Raw genomic sequence first — 23,944 nt, forward strand, 5'->3', positions numbered from 1 at the left:
CGTCGATCCTTCCTGTGTCAATATTTTGTCAATTCAGTCAGATTTTCATCAGTCATCTTACCATGTGCAACTTTGAGACCACTTTCGCAAAGGCTGACGACTTTGGGTGATTACTGGGGAATATCAATCCCGGCGTCGCGCATTTTGGCGAGCTTATAGCGCAGTGTCCTGGGGCTGATCCCTAAGCGCTCTGCCACATCTTTACGCCGCCCCTCACAGGCTCGAATGGTCTCCAGTATGATGGAAAACTCCTGATCGCGTAATTCATTGCCTAACCCTGCACCATTAGACTGCGCTTCCATCGCATCATGACTCGGTACTGAAGATGACGTTGTCGCCGAAACGGTTGATTGGCTATCCATCACCTTACTTTGTAAACTCGAGGCATCTTGCCAGTCTTGCCCTTCAAGTAAAATATCTGTCGCTTGAATATGAGATTGGGTTGCCAGTATCAAGGCACGCTGCATCACGTTATCAAGCTCCCTGACATTGCCCGGCCAGGTGTAATTCAACAACTTTTGCTCAGCGTCAGGCTGTATGCTTGGGCAAGGGAGACCTTGTTTTTGACAATGCCGTGATAATAAATAGTTTGCCAACGGGATGATGTCACCTGGGCGTTCATATAACGCAGGCCACGTGATGGGAAACACATTCAGACGGTAATATAAGTCTTCACGAAAGTGTCCTTGGGCAACATAGTCTTTTAGATCGCGGTTGCTAGTAGCAAGCACGCGCAAGTCAAGCTGAATGCTTTTGCGACCCCCGAGGCGTTCCACCTCTCGCTCTTGTAACACACGGAGCAGTTTGGCTTGTAGCCCCAAATCCATCTCACTGATTTCATCCAATAAGATAGTGCCACCTTGGGCTTGCTCAAATTTTCCCGGACAAGCTTGCACAGCACCGGTAAACGCCCCTTTTTCATAGCCAAAAAGGGTTGCTTCCAGCATGTTTTCTGGAATCGCGGCACAGTTAATCGCGACAAACGGGGCACTCGCGCGGGTAGAATGGTCATGGATATAGCGCGCCATCACTTCTTTACCCGACCCTGAGGGTCCAAGGATCATCACGTTGGCATCAGTGTTGGCAACCTTATCGGCCAAGGCTAACAAGGCGACGCTTTTAGGATCCTCTGCAATGGCATCCGAGTCGTCACTTTTAACCGGGGCGTAGCGACTGACCATATTAAGTAGCACTTCAGGCGCAAAGGGTTTGGCCATATAGTCGATCGCCCCCTCTTTCATGGCAGCGACCGCATCCTCAATGTTGGCATAAGCCGTCATGAGCAAAACGGGTAAATTCGGCATATGTGTTTTGATTGAGCGCAAAAGCGCCAAGCCATCCATACCCGCCATCTGTACATCTGAAACAACAATATCAATCGGCTCGGCTTTGAGTGTCACTAGGGCTTGCTCTGCACTGTCCGCCTCACGCCAATGGTATCCCGCCAAGGCTAGGGTATCGACCAGCGCCTCGCGCAAACCTTCATCATCTTCAACGATTAGCACTGTGGTTTGGCTCATTGTGTTTCTCCTACGCTCTTACCCTGCTCTGCCGCTACACCCTTAGCGAGCGGCAAACACAATGTAAAACAGGCCCCTTTTTCAGGCTCCGATTGTAAGGTGAGCTTGCCATCATGGGCATGACACACCATTTGCACAACGGCGAGGCCAAGACCTGTACCTTGCTGTCGTGTAGTAAAAAAAGGCTCTAAAACTTTCGCTTGCAGTTCAGGCGCAATCCCAGGACCATTGTCCGCAACAGACAGCAATAAATTATCGCCTTGTTGGCGCGAATCAACCACAACTTGGCAGCCCTTGCCTGCCACTTGAACGGCATTGACGACCAAGTTACTCAGCGCGCTGGCCAATGCATTGGGGTTACCGAGCAACGCAAGACTCTCATCATCACTGTTGATGGCAAAGTCAACATCGTGACCTTGAATCACCGCATCCACCATCGGCTCGAACTCGTTAAACAACTGCTCAACGGTAAACACTTTAACCACTTTGTTGTCGCCACCCTTCGCAAACAACAACATATCATTCACTTGCTTTTCCAAGTCATGTAGCCGGTCTAACAGTTTGAATTGAAACCGCTGCCGTGTCGCATCGTTGAGGTTGGGCGCGCCAAGATTCGACGCATATAAAATCGCGCTAGATAGCGGCGTACGCACTTGATGTGCCAGCGACGCTACCATTTTCCCCAACGACGATAGCCGTTGCAGATCACTGACGCGCGACTGCAATAAACGGGTTTCTGTCATGTCGGTGATCAAGATAAGTTGCCCTGAATCGGACGCAGAAATGGCAAGCTTCACCCGACGACCATCTTTGAGAGAGACTTCGTGTCCATCATCATCTCGCGGCGAGAATGCGCGTTGAATCACATCAAACCATCGCTGCTGAGTAAGCGGTTCCCCAAGAAGGCGATGTGCCTCTGGATTGGCTTCAGCGACACGGCCATTCGCATCAAGCAAAATAACGCCTGCTGGCATCACATCGAGAACTTGCTTATACCGAGTGACTTGTTGATCCACTGATCCCAGTGGCGAAGATTGGGTTTCCATTTAGGCAACACACATTTCGATCAAGGTTTTACTCACTTAAGCAGAGATTATGCCATAAAAATAAATAATATTATCAGATAGTTGAAGACAAAAAAGCGAAGTCATTTTTTTGACTCCGCTTTTTGACGCCTCGTCGTTCTAGATTAATTCTTCCTTATTCAATCCGTACTTTCGCATCTTTTCTACCAGTGTCGTTCGCCGCATACTCAGCATGTCAGCCGCCCTAGCAACCACACCAGACTGCGCCTCTAGCGCCTGCTTAATCAAATCAATCTCAACCTCGGCGAGGGTTTCTTTCAAGTTAACCCCCTCAGGCGGCAAGCTTGTGAGCCCTGGGCTATCTGCAAAGCCTGGCATATCCTCTTCGAAAGCAGGTTCGTCCGGCTCATGAAACATCGCCGTTAGCGCATCACGCTCCGCCATTTCAGTATCTTCGACCGAATAGGCCTCAGGCTGGAATTCAGGGATATCACTGTAGCGATATTTAGCTGGCAAATGGTTCACATCGACCATTTGCCCAGGATACAAGATAACCAAACGTTCAATGAGATTAGCCAGCTCGCGTACATTGCCTGGCCACTCATGCTCCATCAGCGAATGAATCGCGCGAGGTGAAATATGGATCCGACCATTACCTTCCACATCGAGACGAGACATGAGCTCATGGATCAATAGCGGAATATCATCAATTCGCTCGCGCAGCGCTGGCATTTCGATAGGAAAGACATTGAGTCGATAATACAAATCTTCTCGAAACTCACCGTCTTTGATCATGGTTTCTAGCGTACGGTGGGTCGCGGCAACGACGCGAACATTGGCGCGAATGCTTTTGTTGCCTCCCACTCGCTCAAACGTGCGTTCTTGCAACACACGTAACAATTTGACTTGCATTGGCATCGGCATGTCGCCGATTTCATCCAAAAACAGCGTTCCGCCTTCCGCCAGTTCGAAGCGCCCTTTACGCGCTGAAATCGCGCCCGTAAAGGCACCTTTCTCGTGACCGAAGAGTTCGCTTTCTAACAGCTCTCCTGGAATCGCCCCACAATTGACGGGCACAAAGGGGCCAGACGCGCGCGATGAGGCATGGTGAATATGACGCGCCACCACTTCTTTTCCGGTACCGGATTCACCGAGGATCAAAACACTGGCTTCGGTAAAAGCGACCTGTTCAATAAGATGACGGACCTGTTCGATGGCATCGCTTTTGCCCACCATATTATGAAAGGCGGTATTATCGCCAGACAACTGTGGAATACTGAAAGCCTGTTTACCGGCAAACTCGCGGCAATGATGGAGTGCATCGAATAATTGCGGGTAGTTCAAAGGTAGCCCAAGTTCACCCACATAGTTAGGTAACCCTGAAAGCTCACGATCGTGGCGTCGAATCGCAATCACAGGCACGTGATGATAGGTAGCAAGCTGCTCAAGTACTTTTTCAAGTAACGGTGTCGAGCGGACGTGGCCAAGAAAACATGCGCCCCAGTTTTGCTCCCAAAGTGCATCACTGACATCTGTCGTCGAGTGAAGCGCGTAACGCTCGCCGATAAAGTCGAGTATCACGCCGAGATCGTGACGAAACTGGTCATCGTCATCGATAACGAGGATCTTTGCTAAATCTTGCATGTGTGAGATACGTCTGCCCTGATAACTTTTTATAATTGTGTCGCTTTTAAGCAACAACAATCTCAATTTTAATCAAGACATTGTAATAGAGAACGCGCATAAGGCAACCGGAGACACAGTAAACCTGTGACTCCAGTGCCATGTCAGTGGTTTGATAGGCAGTTTAACTGGTCGCTTGAGTCATATTATGGTATTCGGAAGGGATCTGGTCCCAAGCGGATTTTATCTCTCTTAACAGCTCAATCACATCGTCGATGGGTTCCGGTTTGTTTTCCAAATTCGCGGTACTCACCTGACGAATCATAAAGTCATAGATGGCGTCTAAGTTATCAGCAATATCGCCGCCATCATCCATTGATAGACATGCACGTAGATTAATAATGATATCTAACGCTTTACCTAACCGCTCACCTTTGACGGATAAGTCGCCTTGTGCCATGGCAGCTTTGCCTTGAATTAAGCGCTCAATCGCGCCGGCCATCAGCATTTGGATAACCTTATGAGGCGACGCAGCGCTTAATTGACTGTCAACCGAGACCTTCTTGTAGGCCTGTAGTGAGCCTCTCATAGTCTTCCTCACTTATTGAAATTTCTTATACAGCTGCACAGACTGCTTCCCCTTGCGCTGCTGTAACAAGCGCTTGGCAGCATCGGCTTTCTGCCCCTCGAGTGCATCAATGAGCGTTTCTGTTCTCGCTAACGCCTGAGACCATTGCTGTTGATTCGGCGCTTGTGGCGACGCTGCAATCTGCTCAAGCAACGCTTGTCTGTCATGCAATTGCTGAGCCAGTTTTTCTGAATCAATGTCACTCATGCTCAATTGCTGCGCAATTGCTTCATCAATCTGCTCGAGTGCGTCGAGCCATTCGGATACCTGGGTCATCATTAACCCGGCATAATGTTTTGCATAGCTTGTAACTGTGAACGCATTTGCGAGGTGGCTTCTTCCATCGCAGAAAAGCGCTGCATGGTGCGCGACTCTAAGTTTTCCATGCGGCGGTCTAACTCTCGTTGATCATCACGAAGGCGAAGTTTTTGCTCTGACAATGTGCTTTCACGATTACTGATCGCACCACCCGCGCCGGTAAAGCCGCCGACGACTTGTTCAAGCTGACGCGCAAAGCCATCATTACCACCAAAAAAACCTTCCAATGCGTTAAAGTTTTGACGCAGTTGTCGATCAAGCACCTTGTTGTCGACTTCTAGACGACCGTCCATAGTGGTAGTGACACCAAGCTCGCTCAGGGTTTTCATTCCCTCCGGGGCTTGCTCAATCGGTGACGAGAAAAGATTGCGCAATCGACTGGTTGCCGTTCGAATGACACTTTCCCCCACCAAAGGGCCACCTTGCTGGGTCTCAGGGTCATACTTACTGACCGCTTGCGAGACACGGAAAAACGCATTGTAATTATCGACGAACGACGTAATGGTCGAACGTACAGACTCTCGGTCATGTTCAACGGCGAGTGCCAACGGCTTATCACTGGTTTGCGCGACTTCCAGTGATACGCCTTCGATGGCATTATCAAAGGTGTTCGTGGCACTGGAGACTGACGCGATACCATCAATCAGTATCTTGGCATCTTGTGCAGCTTGCATTTGTGCCATGCCGTTATTGGCTTGTCCCGCTTTGAAGCCTAACTGATGAAGCGCACTCCCCACTTGCGCATCAACACTGACTTCCACCTGATTATCCGCCCCCGTTTTATTGCCATTCAACACCATGCGTGCGCCGCTATCATCTTGGATAAGCGACGCTTGTACACCGGGATTTTTCGGATCGCTATTAATCGCACGCACGATGTCTGCCAAGCTGTCTTTGCCTTGGGGAACATCAATCACACTGGTGCGATTACCCATGGTAATAGTGAGCTTGCCACTACCTAAAGACGCATCAGCATCAACGCCCGGTGACACAAGCTTGTGTGCACCCGCGAGTTGCTGAACATCGATTTGATAACGACCGGGGATGGCATCTGGCGTCGCGCTGGCGCCAAGTGCGTCTGGATTGCTAACTGATGTGGTTCTCGCCGCAAAACCTTCATTGCGACGAAAATCGTACATTTGGGTTTTGAGTTTATCGAGAGATTCTTTTAAGCGGCCAAACGCACTGATGTCGGTTTCGACATCATTCATGCGTTTGACGATACGCTCTTGTTTAGGTGCACGCTCAGCATCCACGATTTTAGTGACCATGGAGTTGATATCCATGCCACCGCCCATGCCTGCTGCCTTAACACTCATAACGACTCTCTCACCTCGTTATACCTTTTCTGTGACAAGCCCTCGCGCGTGTTGCGACAATTGCTTAGCAAGCTCTAACATTTCCTGCTCTGGGATCTGACGGATGATGTCACCACTGTTCATTTCATAAACGGTGATCACACTGCGTCCTGTGTCTTCATCCAAACGGAATGCGAGCCCCTTGTTAAAGTCGGACATAAACTCATCGAGCCGCTCTACCAACTTCTCCAGTTGTTTGCGTTGTAGCTGACGATTTTCCTCAATGCGCTGTGACTGCTCTACACGGCGTTGTTGCATTGACTCTCTCGCCTCACGACGCTCTGCCTGCTGGTGCTGGCTGACCGGATCTGGGCGTACTTTTCCAACTCTTACATCTCTAGCAACCTTTGTGCCATCAGAGTGTACTGAGTGCGGCAGGGATGAATTTGTAACGGATGAAATGTCCATCGCTATTCACCTCCCAAAACGTAGCGGCGGCGATTAGGCCGCCACTCGTGAATGGTTTAACCGAGCAAGCTCAGTGCGGCTTGTGGTGCCTGCTTGGCTTGCGCCAAAATAGAGGTACCAGATTGCTGCAAGATTTGTGACTTGGTCAAGTTGGTTGTTTCTTTGGCAAAGTCCACATCACGGATACGGCTGTTAGAGGCCGAGACGTTTTCATTAACGTTATCCAAGTTGGCAATGGTGTGGCTCAAGCGGTTTTGCTTCGCACCCAATTCCGCACGGTGAGAGTCGATAAACTGCATTGCATTATCAATCATACCCACGGCTTTTTGCGCACCACCCATAGACGAAACATCAACATCTTTAATGGTTTCATCTACTTTGGTACCCATGGCTAGAGATGTTGCCAAGGCGCCGGTGAAGGTCGCATCTGATCCAGCACCGGTTACGATTTGCAGCTCGCCATCTTCAGTCACAGACGCGCTCAGCTTGTCTTGAGATTGACCATTGATGTAAGTAGCGATCTCTTCAATATCATCTCCGCCTTTGGCCGTCACGTTGATAGACGTAGACGTGCCGTCAGCGTTAGTGATATTGATTGCCATGGTGGCACCGGCAGTCGCCGTCCAACCTGCTGATTTTGCGTTAGCCGCCGTAAAGCTTGCCCCACCCATTTCACTGTGGTCTGCACGGATGTTTTTAAACTCCATCATCACAGCTTCACCGGCGTCTGCACCCACTTGGAAAGAGCGCGTACCGAAGGTACCGTTAAGCAGTTTAGCACCACCGAACGAGGTCGTTTCTGCGATACGGTTCAGTTCGTCTTTCAGCGCAACAACCTCTTCTTGGATTGCAGCACGTTCAGAGTCACCGTTGGCACCGTTAGCTGATTGCAGTGACAAGTCACGCATCCGTTGCAAGATGTTGCTTGACTCTTCCATCGCACCTTCAGCGGTTTGCGCCATTGAGATGCCGTCATTCGCATTTCGTACAGCCACGCCCAAACCACTGCTTTGTGCCATCAAACGGTTAGAAATCTGAAGGCCTGCCGCGTCGTCTTTAGCACTGTTAATGCGAGAACCGGATGACAAACGCTCCATCGAGTTGTTCAGCGCATCCGTTGAGTTATTCAAATAACGCTGAGCAGTCATCGCAGGGACGTTAGTGTTAACAGTAATAGCCATAACTATTCTCCTTTGGTTCTAGGTCCGGCTTCGCCCAGCTGACCAGGGAAAACCAGTATCAAAATTGTTCACAACCCATTTAGCGGCGCACGTTGAGAAAGCTTTAGCTTTTTTTGTCGGTGCTTGGCGGTGCATTTACACCACTGCCGTAAGGCGCTATGAAGGTTAACGCCCAAAGGAGAAATATCTTTAGCAAGATTTTGCGAAAAAATGGCACAAAAAAAAGCGGCAACCCATTGCCGCTTTTAGTGTGTTGATATGAAGAGAATTATTGCAGAAGGTTCAGTGCCGCTTGTGGCATCTGTTTCGCTTGCGCCAGCATGGAGGTGCCCGCCTGCTGCAAGATCTGCCCTTTGGTCATTGCCGTGGTCTCTCGGGCAAAGTCGGTATCGCGGATCCGGCTATTCGATGCCGCCACGTTTTCCTGAATATTCGACAAGTTGCTAATGGTGTGGCTGAGTCGGTTTTGCTTGGCACCCAAGTCCGCACGTTGGCTGTCAATATAGCGCATAGCCGAATCAATCACCCCAACGGCCATTTGCGCGCCACCAACATCCGACACATCGAGGTCGGCGGCGGTGACCAAATCACCATTGCCAGACACCATCCCCAACGAGGTCGCCAGTCCGCCACCAAAGGTCACCGCACCTTCAACTTTGTGCTCTTCGATAAAGACTTGAAGTTGACCCTCTTCATCGACTGAGGCGGTTAACATTTCGCCAGACTGACCATTAATGTAACTGGCCAGCTCCTCGACATCATCACCCGCTTTCGCGGCGATGGCCATGCTCACGTTTTGGCCATCTTTAGTAGTAAACTGCAGCTGCAACGTTGCCGCCGCAGGATCGACTTCCCACCCTGCCGATTTTGGCTGAGTACCCGTGAACTCGACCCCACCCATGCGGAAATCATCAGCGCGAATACTCGATAGTCCCATGATGATCGCCTCACCGGCATCCGCACCAATTTGGAACGAGGCTTCACCAAACGAGCCATTAAGCAATCGACGGCCACCAAACGCCGTGGTTTCAGCAATCCGGTTAAGCTCATCTTTCAGTGCTTCTACCTCTTCTTGGATAGCGACACGCTCAGATTTACCATTGGCACCGTTTGCAGACTGGAGGGAAAGATCCCGCATACGCTGCAAAATGTTGGTCGATTCCTGCATTGCCCCTTCGGCAGTCTGCGCAATCGAAATACCATCATTGGCGTTTCGCATTGCCACATCAAGGCCTCGTGTTTGGGCAACCAAACGGTTAGAGATCTGCAAACCCGCCGCGTCGTCTTTAGCACTGTTAATTCGGCTACCTGACGACAGACGTTCCATTGAATTATTCAACTCATCGGTCGCTTTATTCAGGTAACGCTGCGCAGTCATCGCAGACACGTTGGTGTTAACTGTTACACCCATTTTGCTCTCCTTTGACTTTCGCTTGCTTTGCGAAACAGCCTACCCGCGACGTGTTGCACTGTGTTTGGCGGTGCTGCGGGAACAGCTTGTTAATCAGTTTCAAAATCAGCCCGTTCAAAAACTGGCCGCTTGTTCGAATAAATACAATATGTGTGCCAACTTTTATAAATCATTAAAAATCATAATGTTAAATGCTTTTCGTTGTCCTGATAGCCAAAATTGATTCAAAAAACGCTGCCGCTTTTCTGTGCTTGGCGGCAAGGTGCGGCAATGCCTCGCCTAGCTTTTTGCCGTCTATGTGAGCGTTAGCCTGCAAGTTAGCGGCCAACTTCGCTCAACAGCCGGACGCGAGGCATATTTTTTGCTAAATTATTGGCTTATCGATGCTCGCCAGCCTCTTGCGGTAATACGCGAGGCTCTCACGGATAACAGGACGATGTAACCGATGACGCAAGACAATGACGGCCACACTAATTTGACGCTGGATGACGCCTTCCAGCTCGGGATTCGTCTTTACCAAGAAGGGAAGAAAACCGACGCGCGGCAAGTGTTCGAGCAAATACTGAGCCACGCACCCGATACCGTGCAAGTGCGGCAAGTGCTGGCCGTATTGGATGCGGAAGCGGGGCAACACACGCAAGCAATGGCTCACCTTGACCACGCGCTTGAGCATGCCCCTGACGATCTGTCTTTGTTGTTCGATAAGGCACAGTTATTGACGCAACAAGGGCATAATCACGCGGCCATGGAACTTGTTGAGACATTGTTTGCCGCCGCTCCGACGAACCAAGACATCCTTAATTTGCGTGAGCAGTTGACGGCCAAACTCGGCCTACAGGGAGAGAGTCGTCGAACGCATGCTTTGCGTGACGAGCTCCACCAGCTAAAAAACCAAGGGCTGGCCGATGAAATTAACAAAACCTTGTCAGTGGCGGCTGATTTGGTCGCTGATGGGCATAGTGACCAAGCTGAGCAGCTTTACCAAACCATACTCACGCTGGAGCCGGATTACCCACCGGCGCTGATGGCATTGGCGCAACAAGCATTGGATCAGAAAGCGTTCGGCAAAGCACAACAATTGCTACTACGTGGCAGTGAAAAAGCACAGGCTCATCCAGTTTGGCAACTGCTACTCATCCGCGCAGAAGCCGGACTGGGGGAGTATGCCAGCGCGCGCCAGCGCTGTTTAACGACCTATAAGCAAACGCAAGACACGGCATTTTTGCGTCAACTCCTGGTGGTTTATCTCAATGAAGCTAACTGGCTAGAAGCAAGTAAACTGGCCAAACAATGTTTGCGTGATGAACCTGAGCGCGGTGAGTTACATTATGCCTATGCCCGTGCGACCTTCGAACTACTCAAGCAGCACCACCAATTTACCCAAAATAAATTAACCGATTGCTACCAGATCCACCTCAAGGCGCTCAATCATGTCAAGGATAAGCAAGCCAATACGTTACAAGCACAACTGGGCGAGCTTGATTGGTATATGGGCGATATTGAGCAAGCACAGCATCGTCTAGAAGCATTGCTATCGGCGCAGCCGGATGATCAGGCACTGCGATTTAACCTGGCGTTTGTCTATCGTACGCAAATGGCCTGGGAGAAATTCTACCAAGCCAATGAAGCTGGGATTGAATGCGGTCGCCGCCTCAAATATCACGGCAACTTACCCCGTTGGGATTTATCTCGGCCAAAAACCGATGCCGTGCTTATCATGCCCGAGCAAGGGGTTGGAGATGAACTGGCTTATTTTCACAATGTTGCCATGGTGGTTGAACGCGCTCGGAAAGTGTATGTCGGCTGTGATCCCCGCTTAGAGCCCCTACTACGCCAAGCTTTCCCCAGCACGGAAATTGTGCCCATTTCTCGTACTGACGGGAAAGACATTTTTGTGCCAGAGCATGTCCTAGCCGATATTGATAGTTGGATTGCCGGTGGCTCGTTGGCGGGCCTGTGCTACCAACACTTTGGGCGCCATTTGTATCACCAAACCTACATTGTCCCAGATGTCGCCGCCGATGCGCCTTGGATCGCCCCGTTAGCCGAGCTACATCAACACGGGCCCGTGTTTGGCGTGTGTTGGCGAAGTGGCCTCGCCGCCGCCACCCGTAATATTCACTATTTGGTCGCGGATGAATTGTCTGGCTGGATAAAAACCATGCGCCAGCTTTGCCCCAATGCCCAATTTGTCAATTTGCAATATGGCGAGTGTGATAAAGAACTCAGTAAAATTAAGAAACAAACGGGGGTCGAGATCGTCTCCTTGCCGGGACTGGATCTTAAAAATGACTTTATGGGGACGGCGCACACAATCAAACAATTGTCTGGTGTGTTTACCGCAGGGACAGCGGTACACAGGCTGACCGTCGCCGTTGGCACCCCATGTTATGTGTTTTTTGCCGGCCATCAGCACAGTGATATGCAAACCCCTGACGCGATGCCGGGGAACCATGAGTACGCGTTCAGTTATCCGCCCATGCTCAGAGATAAGCAACCCCTGCTCGATGCCATGGCACACCGTATGGTGAGTGACCTCTGCCCCTAAAGGATGAGACTGCAAGTCTAAACGAATACAAAACGGGGCCGCTGATGCGACCCCGTTTTTCTCTTATTCTCGGCACCTTGTGGCCACCAAAGGCTTACGCTTTGGGTTAGATATAATTAAACAGCGAGAGATCTTTCGTTTTGGCAAAGGCCTGTTGGGACGCTTGCAGCGCGAGCATGTCCTCGTTCATATCGATGGCCGCCTGGGTATAGTCCAAGTCTTCCATGGTGCCCAGTGAGCGGTTGAGTACCAACTTGAAGTCTTTGTGCATACTTTCTTGCCGATCTAAGGTGGTCAGTCGTGTTCCCACTTCTGAACGAGCCTTGTTCAAATGCTTGAAGGCTGCTGCAAACTGTTCGGTCACTTGGTGGAGTTCTGCTGTGGCAGACGCATCGTCAATATCGGCATAAGACAGCGCGGCACCATTTTTAAACGAATCAAAAACGTTAAAACTGTCTTGCCTTTCAAGATTAATGGTATCACCTGGCTTCATCTCACCCTCGAAAGTCATTTTCAGCGTGTTCCACTCAACGCCGTTTTGAGGATCATAGAGCCCGGCACTGACCTCAGTACCATCTTGCATCAAAGAATAGGTGGTGTCCCCACTTGCATTAACGTCAAAAGACATCGAATAGTTAGAGGTATCCGCATCATTGGTGTTTTCCGCTTTTGCCATCAGCAGTAAAGACCCGTCTTCAAGATCGTATTCAGGCTGATAATCACCAAAAGGGTTATCAATTTCCATAAACAGTTTATCGCCTGGATCAGACGTCGGCACTTCTACCGCTGGGGCTACTTGGGCCGTACGAAAGTAACTATCCCCCGCATAACGCACGTTGCCTTGGCTATCACGATAAAAAGGCTGCGTACTGGTTTGGGTACCAGAAAACAAGAAATTGCCTGACTCATCCTTGGTGTTCACCAAGTCCATAAAGTTATCAAACATCCCTTGCAAATCTTGCCGATGCGCGGTGCGGTCTTCCACCGATAACGAGCCGTTGATCATCGCCATCACTTTGCGTTTCGCGCCGTCCATGAGCTGTTCGGACTCATCAATCGCGATTTCTTCGCGAGTTTGTCGATTTCGCGCTAACGTTATCGAGTCGATAAATTGGTCAATCTGCTCATCTTGCTGGCGAAAGTTTTGAATGTAGATAGACGACACCGGATCATCACCGGATGTAATAACACGTTTCCCCGTCGCCATCTGCTCTTGGTTATCCTGCACCTTCACATTCTGACGCATAATGTCGTTGGAGACCGACTGGTAATTGTGAAAGCTGGCAATACGACTAATCATACTGTCCTACCTTATCGCGTTGCATTGAGCAGAGAGTCAAATGTTTCGTTAGCGGCGGTCATAATCCGTGACGCCGCCATGTACGCGCGCTGAAACTTCATCATATTGGCCGCTTCTTCATCCAGGTTCACCCCAGACACTTCCGCCACACGACTTTCTGCGGCATCGTGTTCAACCATACTCACATCTTGCAGACGCTCATAAGAGGCTTTTTGTACCCCAAGATCGGTACTTAGTCCCTCATAGACATCGAGCACCGTCGAGCGACCGTTATCCATTAGTTTTTCCGTTTGCAGCTCCTGCATACGGATAAGATTACTATTGTCACCATCAGCCGGGATAAGGCTGATAGCCAGCACATCATCCGGTGCCGCTTTATCGTTGACCTCAATGATGGTGCCATTGACATCAACCGGCCCACCCGGTGGGTAGGCCTGTGGCGCGACCAAGACTTGCCCCTTAGGGTCGGTCACCGCAAATTGGCTACCATCGGGGGAGATCCGCACTTGAAACTCTTTTTGTCCACCGGCTTGTAGAATTCGCACATCACCGTCGCCATGGCTCACCGAGCTTGCACTGACATAACTTTGCGCCGCGATATCTGCCGGATCTTCCATGGTCACACGCATTTGCCCTGCCGCTGAGCGAGCGGGACGAATCAATACGCGTTCATTGGCCGCCAAGCCGGCATCCACTTGCACTCGCATTCCGTCAACATTAAAACTAGGCGGGGTGCCACTCGGTGTCACCGTCGATTGCTTTCCATCCGGTGATGTCAGGGTATATTGGGTGCCATCAAATTTCAGTTGATAATCGCCCCGCTTGAGCTGCTGAAGATCATCGATATAGACTTTTAAGTCAGCGGTAGAGTCGCCGTTTTGGATCACTCGGGCGCTGGCAATACGGTCATTGTTAAAGTCAGTGAAAATATTCTTTCCCACTTCCCCATTCAGATCAAAACCCTGACTCTGTAAGTCATTGAGAGATTGAGAGAAGCCAATGGCCATCCGACCTAATTCGTCTCGCGCTTGTCCTAAGGTATCATCACGATATTCAAACAATGCCCCGAGTTTGCCGCGGATGTCTTGATTAGAAATCGCTTTCACTGTCTTCCCTTCCACCAACGCCAAACGACGCTCTTGATGGTCAGGCTTACCCGGCAAGGTGGTCAATTCACTGCTATTCATGCCAGACACCAACATATGGCCACTGCCGATAATCACGTTGAATAGCCCATCTTCTCGCGCGTTTACGCTCACTTGGGTATATTCAGAGAGCTCTCGGATCAGCTTGTCATGCCGGTCTAACAAGTCATTGGCTTCGGCGGGCGTTTTCAGTATGGCTTTATGCACATCCACCAACTCTTGACCAATGTCATTCATTCGTTTGACGGTGGCATCAATTTGCGAGGACGTATCAATCGATTGCTGCTGCAACACACCATAAACATCGTTCATACCAGAAGCGACCATACGCGCTTTCTCAAGCACGACTTTACGAGCGCCCATGTCGCTGGGGCTATCTGCCAGCCCTTTGACCGCCCCATAAAATTCGTTCATATTCTCGGGTATTTTTTTGGCCGAATGCGCCATCATATCGTCAAGCCGCCCAAGCTGTTCATTGCGGGCAGCAGCATGAGAAAGGTTTGACGTCGAGACATTTAACTCGTTGACCGCAAACTTGTCATAGTTGCGGCGTATTGCCGCGGCATGGACACCGGTGCCGTAGTTATTGCCGCCCCAAAACTGGACATCATTGGTTTTTTGCTCAACCGACTGACGACTATATCCCTCCGTATTCACGTTAGAGATATTGTGACCTGTTGTATTCAGCTGTCGCTGCGCAGTCAGTACGCCTTGCGACCCAAGGGAAAGCAGGTCCAAGCCCATTGTGCCTCCAAATAACCCGGCAATTAAAACGAGATACTAGGGGTTAAGCAAAAATTGAGCCAAGGAGTGAATTTGAGTTATTGTCTAATTAAAACAATACATTAAGGAGTTCAAGAGTACAATTGAAGCAAGATGAAGTAAAAACGGCAAGCTCTTGCCTGCCGCCGCCTTAGTCCATCATGCCACGCACTTGGTCGAGCACACGAATGACTTTATCGGCATATTCCGGATCGGTGGCATATCCGGCTTGATGAAGCGCCCGAATAAACTGTTCAGGTTGCGCAGATTGCGATAAAGCTTGCTCATAGCGCGGGTTGTCACGCAAAAATGAGACGAAATCGTCAAAACTCTCTTGATAGGAGGGGTACGACCGAAAGCTTGCCGTTTCTTTGACCGGGATCCCGTCATACACTTCCAGGGTTTGTGTGGCGACTTTATCGCCTCCCCAACGTTGATCCGCTTTTATATTAAACAAGTTATGACTGTTATCGCGGGCATTGGCGATAACCTTTTTCCCCCAACCGGTTTCTAGTGCTGCTTGAGCAAGAATAATCGCCGGATCCGTACCTAACGCGCGAGCCGCGCGACGAGCATGCGGTGCCAGCGTGTTCACAAAGGTATCAGGCGAATCGAAGCCTTCTGAACGTTGGGGCGCAGGGGTGCTAGCGACTGGCGGCGCGATAGACTGACTATCGAGCGCCGCAATCGCTTTTTCTGCTGCCTCTCGACTACGGTTTTGATCCAACGGCAAAGATTGCGCCGACGCGCGAGCCGCTTCATTCATATCTGGCTGGCTGTCGCCTTGCGCTTTGCCTAATTGTTCAACAATCATATCCGCGAGGCCCAGTGAGCCCTCTCGGCTTAGTTCACTGGCCATTTGTTCATCGGCCATCTGCTCATAAAACTTCGAGGTACGATCGTCGATTAAGTCAGACTCAAACGCCTCATTGGCATCACGCATTGACTTGAACAGCATCTGGGTAAATAAGGACTCGAACTGCTCGGCGGCTGAACGCAACGCCGCTTGCTCATCCCCTTCTTCCCCTTTCACGGCTTGGCGACGTAGTGAGTCGAGCTGGCTTATATCGTGTACAAATTGACTATCAACAGGAGATTTCATGCGTTGCCCTATATCACTATCAATTGGCCATCAATGGCCCCAGCTTGTTTCAGCGCTTGCAGAATCGCCATGAGATCGGAGGGTGCAGCACCAACGCCATTCACGGCGCGGACTAAGTCGTCTAATGTCACGCCAGGTTTAAAGTGGAACATCCGCCCTTGCTCTTCCTCAACATTGATCTCGGTATCAGGCGTGACCACAGCTTCACCGCCACCTAATGGATTAGGCTGATCAACATTGAAGTCTTCTTGGATCGAGACCGTCATGCCGCCATGGGTGATCGCCGCAGGGCGAAGGCGCACATTTTGCCCGACCACAATCGTGCCAGTGCGAGAATTAACGATTATTTTCGCTGCCGCATCACCCGGCTGAAACTCAATATTTTCAACCGTTGATAAGAAAGCCACACGCTGGCTAACATCACGCGGCGCTCTGACTCTCACTGAGGTTGCATCCATAGCTGATGCGGTTGACGGACCAAGAAAGCGATTAACCGCATCCGCCATACGCTGTGCGGTAGTAAAGTCGGATTGGAATAAGTTGAAAGTCAGGTAATCACCACGACCAAAAGGATTAGGAACTTCCCGCTCAACGGACGCGCCATTAGTGATCCGTCCAACGGTTGGGGTGTTGCCCACCAACTGAGAGCCATCAGCACCGGTGGCGCTAAAACCGCCTACAATCAAGTTTCCTTGTGCGGTCGCATAGACATTACCATCCAAGCCTTTGAGAAAAGTTTGTAACAAGGTGCCACCACGTAAGCTCTCTGCCGAACCAATCGACGACACGGTAACGTCAAGTTTTTGACCTTGTTTTGCAAACGCGGGCAAGTCAGCGGTGACGGCAACGGCGGCAATGTTAGCTGATTGAGGATTGATATCTGGCGGCAATTGGATGCCAAAGTTTTCCAGCATCGACTTAAAGCTTTGATCGGTAAAGGGCGTGCTTTCACCTGTACCGGGTAACCCCACCACCAAGCCATAGCCGGTTAGGGTGTTACTGCGTACCCCTGCGACCTCCGCCACATCTTTGATGCGCGCGGCGAGGCTTGGCATCGCCACCATCAGCAAGACTATCGATAACAACCACTTTTTCACGTCAACTCTCCGACACATTGTAGGGCTACAAGGTGACATTAAAGAATCGTGCCAACCAGCCTTGCTCTTGGGTATCTTGTCGCTCACCTGTCCCTGAATACTGAATTCTAGCGTTGGAAATACGGGTCGAAGCAATGGTGTTGTCAGGGCCAATATCGGCCGGGCGAATTGTACCGCTGAGGCGGATATATTCATCCCCGGAGTTCAAAGTAAGCCACTTTTCACCGCGTACCATCAAATTCCCATTCGCGAGTACATCCACCACCTGTACAGAGATAGAGCCTTGCAGGCTGTTGCTCTGATCCGCCGAGGTGGAGCCGGTTACCGAGTTGTCGTTACTGACCTCGTACGACAGTGTTCGCTCGCCAATGGTGATCTCCTCACCGCCTAGTGATAAGGGATCCATACTGAGATCATTGGATTTAGCCAAGTCAGAACTGGCACTTTTTTGCGCTTGGGTGTTTTCTTCCAGCATCACGGTCACAATGTCACCCAGACTACGTGGTTTTGAACCATCGTACAGGTCACGCTGGTCATTCACGTTGAATAAGGATCCTGTCGCCGTGGCGTAATGCTCGGGCGCTTGTTGCGGCCGGATTGGCGACCACGCTGGATCATCCGCTTTGGGGTCTTCACGTTGACGCAATAAGCCAATCAAGCCTTCGCTGTCCGGTGTGGTGTCCCCTTCGACCGCGTCGGTGGTCGAGGTCGCTTGGTCAAGATCACTGCCTGTGTCTTGTTGCCCCGGCAATGAACAGCCACCTAGCCCCAACAAGGTGGCAAGGAAAAGGCCTGGGATTAATATACGTTGCACCGTCATCATTGCCTCCTTAACCCTTATTACAGCTGCTGATTGACGTAGCTGAGCATCTGGTCGACCGACGAGATCACTTTGGAGTTCATTTCGTAGACGCGCTGAGCCTCAATCATATTCACCAGCTCTTCGGTGACATTCACGTTAGAGGTTTCCAGCATCGATTGCTTCACTTCACCGAACCCATCGAGTCCAGGCACCCCCTCTTGAGGATCACCACTCGCACCAGTGGGCAGGTAAATATTCTGGCCGATAGGCTCCAACCCACCTGGGTTAATAAAATCAACCGTGGTTATTTGCCCGAGTACTTGGTTCTCTTGTTGACCACGTAATCGCACAGACACTTCACCATCCGTTCCGACCGTAATTTGTACCGCGTCTTCAGGAACAGTAATTTCTGGCTCTAGCGTATAGCCCGCACCTGATGTCACTATCGTGCCTTCGTCATTCAGGGTAAATTGGCCGTTACGCTGATAGCCAATGTTGCCATCAGGCAGTAATACTTGGAAAAAGCCATCCCCTTCAATCATCATATCAAGGGCATTGTCTGTGGTTTGCACATTACCATTGGTGTGCACGCGCTGAGTGGCCACCACTTTTGAACCAGCACCGAGCATCAATCCACTTGGCAACTCAGTGTTCTGTGAGGATTGCCCACCTGGTTGGTTGATGTTCTGGTAGAAGAGATCTTCAAACACCGCGCGTGATTTTTTAAACCCGACCGTGGATGCGTTGGCTAGGTTATTCGAAATCGTCGAGATATTGGTCTGCTGCGCATCAAGTCCGGTTTTACTGACCCATAATGCTGGATGCATAATTACTTCCTCTTAATAAACCTTAGCCAAGCCGTAATAACGATGAAGACGACTCGTCCATTTTTTCCGCGGTTTTCATTAACTTCACTTGCATTTCAAAATGACGTTGCAAGTCGATTAACCCAGTCATCTCACCCACAGCGTTGACATTACTGCCTTCTAACGCGCCCGTTTGCAACGTCACACCCGCATCGGCCGGAAACATAGTGCCGGGCTCTTTGGGTTTGAACACGCCGTCTTTGTCTTTAAAGAGATCTTGATTATCTGGGCGAACCAGTTTGATTCTATCCACCACTTCCATCGCATCAGCTGGCGCACCTTGGGGGAGTACAGAGACACCGCCGTCTTTGCCCACTTCAATTTTGGCTGCAGGGAGGGGAATAAATATCGGGCCCCCACTCTCTCCGACAATGAGGTTACCATTACTGTTTTGGAGTAAGCCGGTTTGATCGACTTTGAGATGGCCCGCACGGGTATAGCCTTCTTGCCCTTGGCTGTCTAGAACTGACATCCAGCCTTCACCTTGCACCGCCACATCGAGGTTTCGGCCAGTGGTGATCGTCGAGCCTTGTTCAAAGCTATATCCAGGTCGCTCAGTCATGTTAAACACACGGCTGGGTAGTCCTTCACCATAGGCCTGCATGGAGCGAGATTGCTCTAAATCTGCTCGAAAGCCTGTGGTGCTGACATTGGCCAGGTTATTGGCGCGCAGTTGCATGGCCTGCATATCTTGCTTTGCGCCACTCATGGCTAAGTATAACGAGCGATCCATAATTGGTTGCCTCCACAATCGTTCTACAGAGAAGAAAGCAAAGAGCGTGCCAGTAATTTTAATCGTTTAGTATCAGTACGTTAACGGGGGTAGTGTGGTTAAAAAGAAAGAAAAAAGGGGGAGAATGGAAAAGCCTTGCCGCCCTATGACTAAGCGGCAAGGCGTATCATCGCTAGCGGATCTGTAGGATATTTTGTTGCATCTGGTTGCTCACTTCCAAGGCACGCGAGTTCGCTTGGAAATTTCGCTGCGCGGTGATCAAATCAACCAACTCTTGGGTCATATCGATATTGGACTGTTCGATCGTGCCACTTTTTACCTGCCCGAAGGCGCCTTGCATGGCTTCACCAAAAATGGGGTCACCCGAGTCTTGCGTCACATCCCATTGCGTATTGCCCACTTGTGCCAAGCCTTGCTGGTTGGCAACACGCACCATCGCCACTCGTCCTAGCGCGACATTTTCACCGTTACTGTATGTCGCCATGATAGTGCCTTTAGGATCAATGTCGACTTTGGTGAGATACCCCGTGGTTGCGCCATCATCGGTGAATTTTCGCATCTCAAACGGTGCCGCATACTGGGTCGGATTATCGAAGTTGAGCGTAAGCTGCTGATCACCATTCGCGCCGTTCATTTCCAATCCCGCCCCCGCAGGCCCTAGGGCATCGGTCACGATCGGGTTACCACCATTGATATTGTTCACTGAGCCATCAGAGTTAAAGTCGATGGTGTGGCCAACCTGTCCAGCGGCATTGGTTGAATTACCCCCTTGGATATTCACCGGCTTCTCGCCTTCAGGATCTGTCATGGTGTAGTACACTGACCAGCTGTTCGGGTTCGCCGGATCGTTGCCTTTTACATAGTACGTCGACAACTTATATGGCTGACCGAGGGAGTCATAGACTGTGGCAGAGGTTTGCTTATTGTAAGTTTCTGGATCTTCAAAATTGAACTGCGCGGGATCTTTCTCTTCCCCGCCGGCAGGCAAGTTCAAGCCAATATCAACATTTTGTGACGCACGAGGCTGGCCAAACTGATCCGGGACGTTGAGCGACTGCGGCTCATACGACGAAACCTGCTGAGTATCAGGGTCGACATTATAACCGAGCAGATACTGGCCTTCAGAGTTGATAATGTCGTTATTTTTATCAAGGTGGAAGGCACCGTTGCGCGTTAAGTGGTAATCGTTGTTTTGCAGCTTGTCATTTGACACGCCGAAAAAACCATTACCGCTAATCCGCAAATCAAGCGGGTTGTTGGTGTAGATACTCGAGCCTTCGTGGAACTGTTGTGCCACGGTCGACGTTTGTACACCGGTCCCGTTCGTGGTCTTCGAATTAGAGAAGATGGAGGTTGAGTAGACATCACCAAACTCAGCACGTGACTCCTTAAAGCCATACGTATTGGCATTCGAGATGTTGTTACTGGTGGTGTTCATGTCTTTCTGGGCCGCACCAAGGCCACTTAACGCAATATTAAAACCCATTGCTTTTCACTCCTAATAAATCGGTTAGCCTTTCGTCACATTTCCGACGTCGGCATTACCGACCTCTAGCACTTCAGCAAGCTTAAACGGTGAGGAGAAGCCGGCAAGATTTAGCATCACGTTGCCATCGCCATTCCCCAGCAAGACACTGTTTACATTGGCATAGGTCGACACATCAAACTCTTGAGTTTGGCCATCAACCAAGCCGCTAACTTTGAGCTTATAGGTCCCTTCCGGCATAGGATTGCCGTTATCGTCGAGCCCATCCCATTCCACACGGTGATCGCCCGGCGGTTTGGCACCCATACTGAACGTTCGTAATAGCTGTCCTTGTTCGTTTTCAACTCGGACACTGACGTTATCGAGCGCACGCGGCAACTTCACCATACCAGCCACACCGCCAGTCTCTCCTTTAACACCTGTCGATCCAGGCACAAGGACATCACGTCCGACCAAGGATGACGCTTGCAATGCTTGGTTGGAAGTAATCGACTCGTTGAACGTATCAAACTGATTGTTCATTTTGCCGATGCCTTCTACCGTCGCAAAAGACGCCATCTGCGAGATCATCTTGTCATTATCGACAGGTTTGAACGGATCCTGTTGTGACAGCTGTTTGGTGAGCAGAGAAAGAAAGTCTTCTTGCTTGAGTGCCTGTTTGCCTGTTGTACTATCTTGGCTCTCTTGCAGTTTTTTCTCTTGCTGCGCCTTTAGCTGGTCAATGTAGGACAGTCCGTTACTCGAACCTGTACCGTCGATTCCGGCCATCTTCGCCTCCTACATTACTGCCCCATCTGAAGCGTACGCATCAGCATTTGTTTACTGGCATCGGCAACCTGCACGTTGGTCTGGTAGGCCCGCGATGCCGAAATCATGTTCGCCATTTCTTCCATGACATTGACGTTCGGTTTGAAGATATACCCTTCTTCATTCGACATTGGATGATCAGGGTTATATTCCGCCCGTAATGGCTTTTGGCTTTCCACAATACCGTCAATGTTGACCGGCACACTTTCCCCTTGCTGTTTGAAGCGGTTAAGCTCCGCAGAGAAAATCGGATGCCGAGCTCGATACGTTTCTTCCGCAGAACTGCTCACCGAGTTGGCATTGGCCAGGTTGCTTGATGTGGTGTTCAATCGTACTGACTCGGCACTCATCGCCGATCCCGACACGTTAAAAATATTAAACAAACTCATCGATTATTTCCCATTCAATGCCTTCTTCATGTTCTTGAACTTAGAGCCAAGAAAGTCCAGTGAGGCTTGGTATTCTAGTGCGTTCTGCATGAACAAATTCTTTTCTAATTGCGCATCAACCGTGTTGCCATCGCCAGTGTCTGGTTGCGTGGGGATACGGTATTTCTTTTCCCCCATCACCTGGCTAGAGGCAGCAATGTGCCGCTCATTGGTGCGGCTTAGGCCAATACTTGCCTCGGATGTTGCCGCTTTTAAGGCGCGTTGAAAGTCGATGTCTTGCGCCTTGTAACCTGGCGTGTTGGCATTCGCAATGTTGCTAGACAGGGTTTCTGCCCGCTTGCCTCTAACGCCAACTGTGTGCTGGTGCACACCAAGTGCATTGTCAAATGTGATCGCCATGGACAACCTCCGAGTTCTTACTGCATGTAATAAAGCAAACAGGGTGCCAAGTTTTCAACAAGGCCTTGTTTTTGTCTTCAGCTCAGGTGGGACGCGGGGTGAGAGACAGGAATGTCTATCGATAAAAAGTGAGAGAGCGGCAGAGAGATGTAAAAAGCGGCAAACCATGTGCCGCTTTGCCGCCTGCTATTTAAGCTTATAGATAATGCCGGGGTTACAGCGGATCATTTCAAACTTGTCGGTTAACCCCGTGAGTGACTCCGACGCGCCCAAGATCAAGTAACCGCCAGGATTCAATGCCCCCGCCATCTGATTCAACACTTTGGCTTTCATATCAGGTGAAAAGTAGATCAGTACATTACGACAAAAAATGATGTCGAATTTGCCTAACAGACTATAGCTTTCCATCAAGTTTTGCGGGCGGAACGTCACCATGCGCTTGATATTTTCTTTCACCCGCATTTTGCCATCTCCCACGTCCTCGAAAAAGGTACGTCGACGTTCCGGCGACAGTCCGCGTCCCAGTGCCAAGTTGTCATATATCCCCTGGCGACACGCCTCCAGCATGGATGTCGATATATCAGTCGCGGTGATACTCACGCTTCCAAGCATGCCAGGTTTGCGTTGCTGGGTTTCCGCCACTGTCATGGCAATGGAGTAGGGCTCCTGCCCTGAGGAGCTTGCTGAAGACCAGATTTTTATCGGCTTACGAGATTTGGCTAGCTCGGGTAACAAACGATGTGCCAACACTTCATACGGATAAGTATCGCGAAACCATAAGGTTTCATTGGTGGTCATCGCATCTATCGCAGCGACTGCCAGCTCGCGATTACGTCCAGTGGTGACTGACTTTATCAACTCTGACAGCGACCCCAAGCCAAATTTATTCACCAGCGGGCTCAAGCGGCTACGTACCAGATACTGCTTGCTATCTCCCAGTACGATCCCACACTTGGCTTCGAGATGTTTGCAAAAGTCTCGATATTCTTGGTCACTGATTGCTACATTTGTCATTAATTAACTCAATCGCTCTGGT

The 23,944-nt window shown here is 50.3% G+C and carries 21 protein-coding genes and 2 pseudogenes; 1 reads left to right on the plus strand and 22 read right to left on the minus strand.

The annotated features are described in order from the left end of the window. Positions 1-110: 110 nt before the first annotated feature. From BZG25_RS16235 to BZG25_RS07275, 10 genes and pseudogenes are all read right to left on the minus strand, one after another. A pseudogene (locus tag BZG25_RS16235) lies at positions 111-284 on the minus strand (helix-turn-helix domain-containing protein); the annotation flags it as partial. A 78-nt stretch (positions 285-362) separates the two neighbouring features. Further along, positions 363-1,520: pseudogene (locus BZG25_RS07235) on the minus strand (sigma-54-dependent transcriptional regulator); the annotation flags it as partial. Continuing rightward, positions 1,517-2,566: a PAS domain-containing sensor histidine kinase gene (locus BZG25_RS07240; protein WP_046074951.1), complete on the minus strand. Its 1,050-nt coding sequence runs from the start codon at positions 2,564-2,566 to the stop codon at positions 1,517-1,519. The gene BZG25_RS07240 and the pseudogene BZG25_RS07235, both read right to left, overlap by 4 nt. A 138-nt stretch (positions 2,567-2,704) precedes the next feature. Then, positions 2,705-4,189 carry a sigma-54 dependent transcriptional regulator gene (locus BZG25_RS07245; RefSeq protein WP_077638750.1) on the minus strand — a complete coding sequence of 495 codons (1,485 nt, stop codon included), beginning with the start codon at positions 4,187-4,189 and terminating at the stop codon, positions 2,705-2,707. 163 nt (positions 4,190-4,352) lie between these two features. After that, on the minus strand, positions 4,353-4,757 hold the full coding sequence (gene fliS / locus BZG25_RS07250) for a flagellar export chaperone FliS (RefSeq protein WP_046074953.1): 405 nt from the start codon (positions 4,755-4,757) through the stop codon (positions 4,353-4,355). Between the two features lie 12 nt (positions 4,758-4,769). Further along, positions 4,770-5,075 (minus strand): hypothetical protein, encoded by a 306-nt coding sequence (locus BZG25_RS07255; protein ID WP_052708064.1) that lies wholly within the window; start codon positions 5,073-5,075, stop codon positions 4,770-4,772. After that, positions 5,075-6,433, minus strand: a complete 1,359-nt coding sequence (gene fliD / locus BZG25_RS07260; RefSeq protein ID WP_046074954.1) for a flagellar filament capping protein FliD — start codon at positions 6,431-6,433, stop codon at positions 5,075-5,077. Before fliD ends, BZG25_RS07255 begins: the two co-directional genes overlap by 1 nt. 18 nt (positions 6,434-6,451) lie before the next feature. Then, a complete protein-coding gene (locus BZG25_RS07265) occupies positions 6,452-6,880 on the minus strand; it encodes a flagellar protein FlaG (RefSeq protein WP_046074955.1) in 429 nt (142 codons plus the stop codon). Between the two features lie 56 nt (positions 6,881-6,936). Further along, positions 6,937-8,061, minus strand: coding sequence for a flagellin (locus BZG25_RS07270; RefSeq protein WP_077578001.1), 1,125 nt, complete (start codon positions 8,059-8,061; stop codon positions 6,937-6,939). 268 nt (positions 8,062-8,329) lie between these two features. Further along, positions 8,330-9,472 (minus strand): flagellin, encoded by a 1,143-nt coding sequence (locus BZG25_RS07275; protein ID WP_046074957.1) that lies wholly within the window; start codon positions 9,470-9,472, stop codon positions 8,330-8,332. A 445-nt stretch (positions 9,473-9,917) separates the two neighbouring features. Here BZG25_RS07275 and BZG25_RS07280 point away from each other — a divergent pair, with 445 nt between their 5' ends. Then, complete coding sequence (locus tag BZG25_RS07280; protein WP_077638751.1) at positions 9,918-12,020, plus strand: tetratricopeptide repeat protein; 2,103 nt, start codon at positions 9,918-9,920, stop codon at positions 12,018-12,020. 106 nt (positions 12,021-12,126) lie between these two features. Here BZG25_RS07280 and flgL read toward each other — a convergent pair whose 3' ends face one another. The 12 genes from flgL to BZG25_RS07340 all read right to left on the minus strand — a co-directional run bounded on the left by flgL (position 12,127) and on the right by BZG25_RS07340 (position 23,922). After that, positions 12,127-13,320, minus strand: coding sequence for a flagellar hook-associated protein FlgL (gene flgL, locus BZG25_RS07285; RefSeq protein WP_077638752.1), 1,194 nt, complete (start codon positions 13,318-13,320; stop codon positions 12,127-12,129). Positions 13,321-13,331: 11 nt separating this feature from the next. After that, positions 13,332-15,209, minus strand: a complete 1,878-nt coding sequence (gene flgK / locus BZG25_RS07290) for a flagellar hook-associated protein FlgK (RefSeq protein ID WP_046074960.1) — start codon at positions 15,207-15,209, stop codon at positions 13,332-13,334. A gap of 169 nt (positions 15,210-15,378) precedes the next feature. Beyond that, positions 15,379-16,329 (minus strand): flagellar assembly peptidoglycan hydrolase FlgJ, encoded by a 951-nt coding sequence (gene flgJ, locus BZG25_RS07295; RefSeq protein ID WP_077638753.1) that lies wholly within the window; start codon positions 16,327-16,329, stop codon positions 15,379-15,381. 8 nt (positions 16,330-16,337) lie between these two features. After that, positions 16,338-17,393 carry a flagellar basal body P-ring protein FlgI gene (locus tag BZG25_RS07300; protein ID WP_369795706.1) on the minus strand — a complete coding sequence of 352 codons (1,056 nt, stop codon included), beginning with the start codon at positions 17,391-17,393 and terminating at the stop codon, positions 16,338-16,340. Between the two features lie 58 nt (positions 17,394-17,451). Continuing rightward, positions 17,452-18,240, minus strand: a complete 789-nt coding sequence (locus tag BZG25_RS07305; RefSeq protein ID WP_046075045.1) for a flagellar basal body L-ring protein FlgH — start codon at positions 18,238-18,240, stop codon at positions 17,452-17,454. Positions 18,241-18,266: 26 nt separating this feature from the next. Then, complete coding sequence (flgG, locus tag BZG25_RS07310) at positions 18,267-19,055, minus strand: flagellar basal-body rod protein FlgG (protein WP_046074963.1); 789 nt, start codon at positions 19,053-19,055, stop codon at positions 18,267-18,269. A gap of 22 nt (positions 19,056-19,077) precedes the next feature. Then, positions 19,078-19,827, minus strand: coding sequence for a flagellar basal-body rod protein FlgF (flgF, locus tag BZG25_RS07315; RefSeq protein ID WP_077638754.1), 750 nt, complete (start codon positions 19,825-19,827; stop codon positions 19,078-19,080). A 172-nt stretch (positions 19,828-19,999) separates the two neighbouring features. Further along, entirely contained in the window at positions 20,000-21,313 is a 1,314-nt protein-coding gene (gene flgE / locus BZG25_RS07320; protein WP_046074965.1) for a flagellar hook protein FlgE, read from the minus strand. A 24-nt stretch (positions 21,314-21,337) separates the two neighbouring features. Then, positions 21,338-22,081, minus strand: coding sequence for a flagellar hook assembly protein FlgD (gene flgD, locus BZG25_RS07325; RefSeq protein ID WP_046074966.1), 744 nt, complete (start codon positions 22,079-22,081; stop codon positions 21,338-21,340). 14 nt (positions 22,082-22,095) lie between these two features. Next, positions 22,096-22,509 carry a flagellar basal body rod protein FlgC gene (gene flgC / locus BZG25_RS07330; RefSeq protein WP_046074967.1) on the minus strand — a complete coding sequence of 138 codons (414 nt, stop codon included), beginning with the start codon at positions 22,507-22,509 and terminating at the stop codon, positions 22,096-22,098. 3 nt (positions 22,510-22,512) lie between these two features. Further along, a complete protein-coding gene (flgB, locus tag BZG25_RS07335; protein ID WP_046074968.1) occupies positions 22,513-22,908 on the minus strand; it encodes a flagellar basal body rod protein FlgB in 396 nt (131 codons plus the stop codon). A 186-nt stretch (positions 22,909-23,094) separates the two neighbouring features. Then, complete coding sequence (locus BZG25_RS07340) at positions 23,095-23,922, minus strand: protein-glutamate O-methyltransferase (RefSeq protein WP_046074969.1); 828 nt, start codon at positions 23,920-23,922, stop codon at positions 23,095-23,097. Positions 23,923-23,944 lie beyond the last annotated feature (22 nt).

This window comes from Salinivibrio sp. ML198 (assembly GCF_001996015.1).
GTDB classification, from domain to species: Bacteria; Pseudomonadota; Gammaproteobacteria; order Enterobacterales; family Vibrionaceae; genus Salinivibrio; species Salinivibrio siamensis.

What these genes read in the sequence shown, in the direction of transcription:
- BZG25_RS07240 (WP_046074951.1), bottom strand. Translation starts at nt 2,566, where the DNA reads ATGGAAACCCAATCTTCGCCACTGGGATCAGTGGATCAACAAGTCACT.
- BZG25_RS07245 (WP_077638750.1), bottom strand. Translation starts at nt 4,189, where the DNA reads ATGCAAGATTTAGCAAAGATCCTCGTTATCGATGACGATGACCAGTTT.
- fliS (WP_046074953.1), bottom strand. Translation starts at nt 4,757, where the DNA reads ATGAGAGGCTCACTACAGGCCTACAAGAAGGTCTCGGTTGACAGTCAA.
- BZG25_RS07255 (WP_052708064.1), bottom strand. Translation starts at nt 5,075, where the DNA reads ATGATGACCCAGGTATCCGAATGGCTCGACGCACTCGAGCAGATTGAT.
- fliD (WP_046074954.1), bottom strand. Translation starts at nt 6,433, where the DNA reads ATGAGTGTTAAGGCAGCAGGCATGGGCGGTGGCATGGATATCAACTCC.
- BZG25_RS07265 (WP_046074955.1), bottom strand. Translation starts at nt 6,880, where the DNA reads ATGGACATTTCATCCGTTACAAATTCATCCCTGCCGCACTCAGTACAC.
- BZG25_RS07270 (WP_077578001.1), bottom strand. Translation starts at nt 8,061, where the DNA reads ATGGCTATTACTGTTAACACTAACGTCCCTGCGATGACTGCTCAGCGT.
- BZG25_RS07275 (WP_046074957.1), bottom strand. Translation starts at nt 9,472, where the DNA reads ATGGGTGTAACAGTTAACACCAACGTGTCTGCGATGACTGCGCAGCGT.
- BZG25_RS07280 (WP_077638751.1), top strand. Translation starts at nt 9,918, where the DNA reads ATGACGCAAGACAATGACGGCCACACTAATTTGACGCTGGATGACGCC.
- flgL (WP_077638752.1), bottom strand. Translation starts at nt 13,320, where the DNA reads ATGATTAGTCGTATTGCCAGCTTTCACAATTACCAGTCGGTCTCCAAC.
- flgK (WP_046074960.1), bottom strand. Translation starts at nt 15,209, where the DNA reads ATGGGCTTGGACCTGCTTTCCCTTGGGTCGCAAGGCGTACTGACTGCG.
- flgJ (WP_077638753.1), bottom strand. Translation starts at nt 16,329, where the DNA reads ATGAAATCTCCTGTTGATAGTCAATTTGTACACGATATAAGCCAGCTC.
- BZG25_RS07300 (WP_369795706.1), bottom strand. Translation starts at nt 17,393, where the DNA reads ATGGTGGCGATGCCAAGCCTCGCCGCGCGCATCAAAGATGTGGCGGAG.
- flgG (WP_046074963.1), bottom strand. Translation starts at nt 19,055, where the DNA reads ATGCATCCAGCATTATGGGTCAGTAAAACCGGACTTGATGCGCAGCAG.
- flgF (WP_077638754.1), bottom strand. Translation starts at nt 19,827, where the DNA reads ATGGATCGCTCGTTATACTTAGCCATGAGTGGCGCAAAGCAAGATATG.
- flgE (WP_046074965.1), bottom strand. Translation starts at nt 21,313, where the DNA reads ATGGGTTTTAATATTGCGTTAAGTGGCCTTGGTGCGGCCCAGAAAGAC.
- flgD (WP_046074966.1), bottom strand. Translation starts at nt 22,081, where the DNA reads ATGGCCGGAATCGACGGTACAGGTTCGAGTAACGGACTGTCCTACATT.
- flgC (WP_046074967.1), bottom strand. Translation starts at nt 22,509, where the DNA reads ATGAGTTTGTTTAATATTTTTAACGTGTCGGGATCGGCGATGAGTGCC.
- flgB (WP_046074968.1), bottom strand. Translation starts at nt 22,908, where the DNA reads ATGGCGATCACATTTGACAATGCACTTGGTGTGCACCAGCACACAGTT.
- BZG25_RS07340 (WP_046074969.1), bottom strand. Translation starts at nt 23,922, where the DNA reads ATGACAAATGTAGCAATCAGTGACCAAGAATATCGAGACTTTTGCAAA.